The following is an 8120-nucleotide window of genomic DNA, read 5'->3' on the forward strand; positions in this document are numbered from 1 at the left end:
CAGACGCGCACTATTCGCTCAAACGTCCTCACTTTTTAGAGTTTTTAAGAGATATCCATTCAAAAAAAATTCTCTCTCCCCAGCTCATTCTTATGGGCGATATATTTGATGCGCTTTTTGGAGAGATACCCCAAACCCATAAAATCTACCAAGAGGCAATCACTCTTATAAATGAGATCTCCTCAGATACAGAGGTGATATATCTAGAGGGAAATCACGACTTTAATCTTGCAACTATTTTTCCAAAAGCTAAAGTTTTTCCAATCTCCTCACAACCTGTAGAGTGCCGCATGGATGGGAAAAAAGTTCTGCTCTCTCACGGCGATATCGAGAGTAATTTAGGGTATAAAATATACGCATCTCTTATTAGAAACTCTTTTGTTTTGAAACTATTGAGAGTTGTTGACTCTTTAAGTAATCACTATATATTGAAGAAACTTGACCTATATTTGGGTGAGAAAAATGATTGCAAAGAGTTTGTAGGATTAGAGGAGTTTATGGCTAAAAGGCTTGAGGGTAAATATAGCTGTGACTACTTTATAGAAGGGCATTTTCATCAGAACAAAATAGTAAAATTAAAAGATTTTATTTATATAAATCTTGGTGCTTTTGCGTGCAATCAAAGATATTTTATTGTAGAATTTAAGGATAATATACATTTTTTGCAGGAAAAATTTTCTCAAAAGGAAATTAATACATGAATACAGAACGGTCACTAAAAGTTGGCTCAAATGAGATGGAACTTGTGGACTTTCGCATCTTTAAGCAAGAAGATGACAGAGTCTACGAGGGCATTTACGGTGTAAATGTTTCAAAAGTCAAAGAGATAATAAAACTACCAAACTTAACGGAACTGCCCGGAACACCGGAGTTCATAGAGGGTATATTTGATCTAAGAAACGTTGTTATTCCTGTTGTGAATTTGGCAAAGTGGATGAAGATCAAAGCACCTGAAAATGCACAAAAAAACGCAAGGGTAATAATCACGGAATTCAATAACGTTCTCATAGGCTTTATAGTCCATGAAGCAAAAAGAATAAGAAGAATAAGCTGGGCTGACATAGAGCCGGCATCTTTTATGAGTGACAGTGCCACGGTTGAGGGCAGCAAGATTACCGGTGTGACAAAAATAGAGGGAGACAATGTTCTTCTTATACTAGACCTTGAGAGTGTTATACAAGATTTGGGACTATATGAGCCAGACACTCAATTTGACACGACCGAAAATGAGGCGTTTTCTGGGATAGCACTTGTTCTTGATGACAGCTCTACGGCTAGAAAAATAGTAAAAGAAGCGCTTGTTAAGATGGGGTTTGATGTTCTTGAGGCGATGGACGGAAAAGAGGGACTGCAGAAGCTTGATGAACTTTACGAGATCTACGGCGATAATCTTCATGAGACTTTAAAAATAATCATCTCAGATGTGGAGATGCCAAGAATGGATGGTTTTCATTTTGCGGCAAACGCAAAAGAGGATGGCAGATTTAACAATATACCGATTGTTTTTAACTCTTCCATAAGTGACCATTTTAGTGCGGACAGAGGCGTTGAAGCAGGCGGTGAAGCTTATTTGGTTAAGTTTAAAGCAAGCGCATTTTATAATGAAATAGCACGAATAGTTCGTGCTCATATGAAGTAGGAGTGAAAATATGGATGAATTTCAAGAGATACTGCAAGATTTTTTAATCGAGTCTTTCGAGCTTATTGAGCAGTTAGACCAGGATTTGGTGGAGCTGGAGAACAACCCTCAAGATTTAGAACTTTTAAATAGAATATTTCGTGTTGCACATACTATAAAAGGTGCATCATCATTTTTAAATTTTGACGTTTTGACACATCTGACTCATCACATGGAAGATGTTTTAAACAAGGCAAGACACGGAGATTTGTTAATAGATGCCGATGTTATGGATGTTGTTCTGGAGTCTATAGACTTGATGAAAGCTCTTTTGGTCATTATCCGTGATACCAGTTCTGATGGAGGCATTGATGTTTTGGCTTGTGTTGGCAGACTTGATAAGTGTACAAGGGGAGGCACAGAGATTGAAGCTCCTGCCGTAGAAGAGGTTTTGGCTCCCAAAGAGGAAGAAGCCGTAGTAGAGGATGAACCTGACTATGACAATATGGATGCCGATGAGCTTGAAGCAGAAATCGAGAGACTTTTAGAGCAGAGACAGGCAGAAGATAGAGCAAAAAGAGAGGCAAAATCGGCATCAGCAGATGAGCAATCACAAGAGAGCGAGCAAGAGACAGAAGATGAGTTACCACAGAGTGCTTCTAAAGCTCCGGTACCGGTTACTCCTGCGCCAAAACCTGCTTCAATAAGTCATGATGAAGATGCCTCTGATGATGCAAGAGCCGCAGCGCCCACTAAAAAAACCTCTACTGTTGAGCAGACAATACGCGTAGATGTTAAAAGACTTGATCACCTTATGAATCTTATTGGAGAGCTTGTTCTTGCAAAAAACAGACTTATTAAGATAAATGATGATGTTGAAGAGCGTTATGAAGGGGAGAGCTTTTTAGAGGAGTTAAATCAGGTCGTCTCGATTGTCTCTCTTGTCACTACCGACCTTCAGATAGCGGTTATGAAGACAAGAATGCTTCCAATAGGCAAAGTGTTTAACAAGTTTCCTAGAATGATCCGCGATTTGAGCCGTGAACTTAACAAAAAGATAGAGCTTGAGATATTCGGTGAAGATACTGAGCTGGATAAGTCAATTGTCGAAGAGGTCGGCGATCCGTTGGTTCACATCATAAGAAACTCATGTGACCATGGAATTGAGATACCTGAGATAAGAGCAGAGCAAGGCAAAAATGAGACGGGAACGATTACGCTTAAAGCATACAACGAAGGGAACCAGATTGTTATCCAGATAGATGACGACGGAAAAGGTCTTGATGTAGAGCTGCTTAAGAAAAAATCGCTTGAAAAGGGTATTATCACTCAAAAAGAGGCTGAAAATATGAGTGATAAAGAGGCTTTCACTCTTATCTTCAGACCTGGTTTTTCAATGGCGGCAAAGGTTACAAACGTATCGGGACGCGGCGTCGGCATGGATGTTGTAAAAACAAACATTGAGAAACTAAACGGAATCATAGATATAGACAGTGAGCTTGGCGTAGGAACGTCTATGAAGCTCAAAATTCCGTTGACACTTGCAATTATTCAAGCGCTTTTAGTCGGTGTTCAAGAGGAGCACTATGCTATTCCGCTTGCATCTGTTTTAGAGACAGTAAGAATATCCACTGATGAGGTCTATACGGTAGAGGGTCGCTCGGTCATGAGACTTCGTGAAGATGTTCTCCCGCTTGTTCACATCGGAGATATTTTTGAAGTAGAGCGTATACTGGACTCAAGCGAGTACGCTTATGTTGTAGTTCTGGGTCTTGGAACGAGCAAACTAGGACTTATAGTAGATACGCTTGTCGGTCAAGAGGAGATTGTTATAAAATCTCTAGGAGAGTTCTTAAAAGGCATCGAGGGAATTGCGGGTGCTACTATTCGCGGTGATGGCGGTGTTACGCTTATTGTAGACGTTATCGCAATTATGGAGATGGCAAAGCATGTTAAAACATCAGCAAGAGCCGACTCAACATCTGATGCGGCAATGTTGACACGTGAAAAAACAAAAGCAAGTGATTATACAGTTATGATTGTCGATGACTCTAAAACAGACAGAATGATTATGAGAAAAGCGTTAGAGGCTACCGGCATTACATTAGTGGAAGCCGGTGACGGACAGGAAGCTTTAAGCATACTCAAGCAAGGTGACCATAGTTTTGATGCGATGCTCATCGATATAGAGATGCCTAGAATGGACGGATATACTTTGGCAACCGAGATTAAAAAATATAACCGTTATAAAAATCTGCCTCTTATCGCTGTAACGTCACGCACTGGTAAGTCGGATCGTATGAGAGGGGTGGAGTCTGGAATGATTGAGTATATAACCAAGCCATATTCAGCAGACTATCTCTCAAGCGTAGTGCAGAGAAATATTAATTTTAGATCGGAGTTTTTATAATGAGCGAAAAATTAAAACAGATAATCAGTAAACAGAGCAGAGCAGAGCAGGAGGGCATTAATCACTCCGAGGATGTAGTTCAGCTTGTCGGATTTATAATCGGAGATGAGGAGTACGCAGTTCCTATTTTGGCTATTCAAGAGATTATAAAGCCGTTTCCGTGGACAAGAGTTCCTCAGGTTCCAAAGTATGTTGTAGGTGTTTTTAACATGCGCGGTGCTGTTATACCTTTGATTGATTTGCGTCTAAAATTTGGACTCAGCCCTAAAAAGCATAACGAAGATACAAGATTTATAGTTATGAGACACGGAGATGATATTGCGGGATTTGTAATTGACAGGCTTACAATGGCAATTAGAATTAAAAAATCCAGAATAGGACCTGCACCCGAGACTGCCAACGGCGATGATACACTCATTGACGGTGTCGGCAAACAAGAGGATAGAATCATTACAATACTCAAAGTAAACAAACTTCTAGAGAGAGATTTTTAATACTTTGCTATGTATAATCAATCTTTAGACATTGCTTACACCGACAACGGACTCTCCCTGATTTTCAGGGGAGAGCTAACTCTGCATAACATCTCAAAAATCCAAAAAAAAATCGATACCCTTGAATTTGAAAAAGATAAAACAGTACTCTTAGACCTTGCAAAAGTTGTTTTGCTTGATAGTGCTGCTGCCATATTTATCTATAATCTAGAAAAAAAGCTTCACTCAGAGAATATAGAGTCAGAAATTTTATGTGATGATAAAGATCTGTTAAGCATGCTTGCTTTAGTAAAGCTGCAAAAAAGCAGATATGACAAAAAAGAGGAGCCTAAAAAGCGAGGAGTTTTAGAGAGGCTTGGGAGAGTAGTTTATGCTAAACAGATGCTATTTCTGCAGTTTATAGCCTTTTTGGGAGAACTCTTTGCACATAGTTTTCATTACCTCTCATCTTTGAAAAACATCAGATACAAAGAGATGCTTTTTGAGATCAATGAGAGCGGCGTAAAAGCCTTGAGCATTGTAGCTATAACAACTTTTTTGATAGGAGTTGTCGTAGCATACCAATCGGCATATCAGTTGAAAATGTATGGTGCAAATATATTTATAGTCGATATGTTAGGCATATCAATACTGAGAGAGCTTGCTCCTCTTATAACAGCTATAGTCATAGCCGGCAGAAGTGCTTCTGCATATACGGCACAGATAGGCACTATGAAAATCACACAAGAGCTTGATGCTATGAAGACGATGGGCTTTAATCCATATAAGTTTTTAATTCTTCCAAGAATTTTTGCGCTAATGATAGTCGTGCCTCTGCTCATCTTTGTAGCCGATATCATGGGCGTTATCGGCGGGATGATAATTGCCAGTGTAGACTTGGGCATCAGCGCAACTCTTTTTTTGGATAGATTCGACGATGTTATTGCGGCAAAACATTTTTTTGTAGGAATTGCAAAGGGACCATTTTTTGGGTTTTTAATAGCTTCTATAGCAATCCACAGGGGGCTTAGCGTTGAAGATAGCACGCAAAGTTTGGGTACTAACACGACAAAGAGTGTTGTCGAAGCTATATTCGCCGTAATTATATGTGACGCGCTCTTCTCAATAGTACTGACAAAACTGGGGATATGATGAGAAATATAATAGAAGTAAAAGATTTAAGAACAGTTTTTGATGACAGAGTAGTTCATGACGGCTTGACCTTTAATATAAAAAAAGGCGAGATTTACGGCATTATGGGACCCAGCGGTGCAGGAAAAACAACACTTCTTAGAGAGATGGTTATGCTTCATGAGCCTCAGGGCGGAAGCATTAAAGTGTTGGGATACGACCTTGAAAATATACAATACAGAGACGCTCAAAAGCTTAGACAAAAGTGGGGTGTTCTGTTTCAATCAGGTGCACTATTTTCATCACTTAGTTTAAGGGAGAATATCGCGCTTCCTCTTGTAGAGTATACTGACCTCTCAAAAACTATGATTGATGAGATTGTGGAGTTTAAAATCAGTATTGTCGGACTGCAACAGAGTGACGCTAATCTTTATCCATCCCAACTGAGCGGAGGAATGAAGAAGAAGGCAGGACTTGCGCGCGCACTTGTTATGGATCCGGAGCTTCTTTTTTTGGATGAACCTACAAGCGGTTTGGACCCTATCTCCGTAAAAGAGTTTGACGCTCTGATATTAAAACTTCGCGACAGTCTGAAACTTAGCGTCGTTATGGTATCACACGACTTACAGTCTGTTTATGATACAATCGACTCTCTTGCTATAATTGACAATAAAAAAATAGTCTACGAGGGGAATTTAAAAAATATATCCAGCGTAAACAGTGAATTTATCAATAATTTTTTCAATATGAACATAAATAAGGTCGGATCTCATGAATAACAGAGTAAATTATGTTGTGATAGGAATTTTGGTGCTTATTGGGATTGCAGGGATGGCTCTGTTTGGCTATTGGCTTTTAAAGCCTACGCAAGAGTCTGAGATGCAGAGATATGCTATATATTTTAACGAGTCTGTATTGGGTCTTAATCTTGATGCTCCTGTTAAATACAAGGGACTTAATGTCGGAAAAGTAGTAAATCTCGGTATTAGCAAAAGCAATTCCGAACAGGTTGAGGTTTTAGTGGAGATACTAAAAGATACCCCTATTAAGACATCAACGGAGGCTCAGCTCACTTCTCAGGGAATTACGGGGCTTAGTTATATAAACCTTACCATTAACGGCGATATAGATGCGAAACCTCTTAGGGCTAAAGAGAACGAGGAGTATCCGGTCATAAAATCCGTGCCTTCTATTCTTATAAAACTAGAGAACAGATTTATAGATATATCTGAAGATCTTGCAGATACACTACAAAAAACCAGTAGATTGCTTAGTGACAAAAATCAGGATGAGATAACTACTCTTCTTAAAAACAGCACTCTTATGATCTCTAAAATAAACAGTATGCTGGATGATAATACGACCCAAAACTTTAGGCAAACTATGAAAAATCTAAAAAGCGCATCTGAAAAAATTGACATGCTAATACCTAGAGTTGATGAGCTTGTAATCAAAAGCGGCAGATTCGAAGATAATATCTCTGCAGCATTTGACTCTATAAAAAATAGTTATTTGGGCATACAAGACTCAATAAATACTTTTAGCGAAGCGATAGAGAGTGGTGAATTTAATATAAAAGAGATTACCGGAGATATGGTTCCTACGATGAATAATGCTCTGCTTGATATGCAAAATCTCATTTTGAAGATCCAAGAGACGATAAACAGGTATGAGAGAAGTCCTGCAGATATAGTGTTTACGCAAGAAGAGATCAAAAAAGGACCGGGGGAGAAGTAGATGAGAGCGATTTTAATAATATTAGCACTGTTTTTTTTAAACGGTTGTACGACAATAAAGCCTTCAGTTGCCCAGTATAGCATCGTAATAGATAATTTAAATACAAATAGCAGTGCTTTAGGCTGCAAAGAGAAGTCGCTGAAGATTTCAAATGCTTTTGCCTCAAGCTCACTAGCTTCACACACAATGGAGTATATGGAGTCTAATAATAGAGTTTTTGCTTACACGCAGTCGCAGTGGCAGGAGTCACCAAGCGAAATGACGGAGTTGGTTCTTTTAAAGGGCATAAGAGAGTCTGAACTCTTTAAGAGTGTTCACCCCTCAAAATCGAGAATAAAAAGTACTCTTATGTTAGAGACAAATATAGAGGAGTTTATGCAATTTTTTAGCGAAGATCTTAAAGAGTCTCATGTTGAGGTTATCTTAAACCTATCGCTAATAGATGCTAAAACAAACAGTGTTCTTGGAAGTAAGACGTTTAGATCAAGGGTTGAGACAAAGAGCCTTGATGCCAAGGGTGGAGTTGAGGCTTTTAAAAGTGCTCTGTCTGAGATAATGTCGCAAAATATAGAGTGGCTAGATGGAGCATGCAGATGATAAAAGAGCAGGAGTATAAAAAAAGAAGAGAGCTTCTGTTAAAAAAAATATCAGAGAGTTCAGTTGCAGTCATATTTAGCGCCGAGCCGACAACACGCTCTCATGACACACACCACCCATATAGACAAGATAGCAATTTCTACTATCTTTGCGG

At 39.1% G+C, this 8120-nt stretch carries 9 protein-coding genes; all 9 read left to right on the plus strand.

The window, feature by feature from the left end; genetic code table 11:
* Window positions 1-701 (plus strand): UDP-2,3-diacylglucosamine diphosphatase (locus RQ763_RS06260; protein WP_314151814.1); only part of this gene is annotated, 701 nt, incomplete at its 5' end.
* On the plus strand, window positions 698-1639 hold the full coding sequence (locus RQ763_RS06265) for a chemotaxis protein (protein ID WP_314151815.1): 942 nt from the start codon (window positions 698-700) through the stop codon (window positions 1637-1639). The genes RQ763_RS06260 and RQ763_RS06265, both read left to right, overlap by 4 nt.
* A gap of 10 nt (window positions 1640-1649) precedes the next feature.
* Complete coding sequence (locus RQ763_RS06270) at window positions 1650-4028, plus strand: chemotaxis protein CheW (RefSeq protein ID WP_314151816.1); 2379 nt, start codon at window positions 1650-1652, stop codon at window positions 4026-4028.
* Window positions 4028-4522: a chemotaxis protein CheW gene (locus tag RQ763_RS06275; RefSeq protein WP_314151817.1), complete on the plus strand. Its 495-nt coding sequence runs from the start codon at window positions 4028-4030 to the stop codon at window positions 4520-4522. The genes RQ763_RS06270 and RQ763_RS06275 overlap by 1 nt, the downstream gene beginning before the upstream one ends.
* Before the next feature lie 9 nt (window positions 4523-4531).
* Window positions 4532-5653: an ABC transporter permease gene (locus RQ763_RS06280; protein WP_314151818.1), complete on the plus strand. Its 1122-nt coding sequence runs from the start codon at window positions 4532-4534 to the stop codon at window positions 5651-5653.
* Window positions 5653-6411 (plus strand): ABC transporter ATP-binding protein, encoded by a 759-nt coding sequence (locus RQ763_RS06285; protein WP_314151820.1) that lies wholly within the window; start codon window positions 5653-5655, stop codon window positions 6409-6411. Before RQ763_RS06280 ends, RQ763_RS06285 begins: the two co-directional genes overlap by 1 nt.
* On the plus strand, window positions 6404-7369 hold the full coding sequence (locus tag RQ763_RS06290; protein WP_314151821.1) for an MlaD family protein: 966 nt from the start codon (window positions 6404-6406) through the stop codon (window positions 7367-7369). The genes RQ763_RS06285 and RQ763_RS06290 overlap by 8 nt, the downstream gene beginning before the upstream one ends.
* Window positions 7370-7966 carry an ABC-type transport auxiliary lipoprotein family protein gene (locus RQ763_RS06295; protein ID WP_314151822.1) on the plus strand — a complete coding sequence of 199 codons (597 nt, stop codon included), beginning with the start codon at window positions 7370-7372 and terminating at the stop codon, window positions 7964-7966.
* Window positions 7963-8120: aminopeptidase P N-terminal domain-containing protein (locus RQ763_RS06300; RefSeq protein WP_314151824.1), on the plus strand; the 158-nt coding region annotated here is incomplete at its 3' end. The genes RQ763_RS06295 and RQ763_RS06300, both read left to right, overlap by 4 nt.

This window comes from Sulfurimonas sp., from assembly GCF_032250635.1.
Classification (GTDB): domain Bacteria; phylum Campylobacterota; class Campylobacteria; order Campylobacterales; family Sulfurimonadaceae; genus Sulfurimonas.

Coding starts and splice junctions, on each gene's coding strand:
- RQ763_RS06265 (WP_314151815.1), top strand. CDS start 698: ATGAATACAGAACGGTCACTAAAAGTTGGCTCAAATGAGATGGAACTT.
- RQ763_RS06270 (WP_314151816.1), top strand. CDS start 1,650: ATGGATGAATTTCAAGAGATACTGCAAGATTTTTTAATCGAGTCTTTC.
- RQ763_RS06275 (WP_314151817.1), top strand. CDS start 4,028: ATGAGCGAAAAATTAAAACAGATAATCAGTAAACAGAGCAGAGCAGAG.
- RQ763_RS06280 (WP_314151818.1), top strand. CDS start 4,532: ATGTATAATCAATCTTTAGACATTGCTTACACCGACAACGGACTCTCC.
- RQ763_RS06285 (WP_314151820.1), top strand. CDS start 5,653: ATGAGAAATATAATAGAAGTAAAAGATTTAAGAACAGTTTTTGATGAC.
- RQ763_RS06290 (WP_314151821.1), top strand. CDS start 6,404: ATGAATAACAGAGTAAATTATGTTGTGATAGGAATTTTGGTGCTTATT.
- RQ763_RS06295 (WP_314151822.1), top strand. CDS start 7,370: ATGAGAGCGATTTTAATAATATTAGCACTGTTTTTTTTAAACGGTTGT.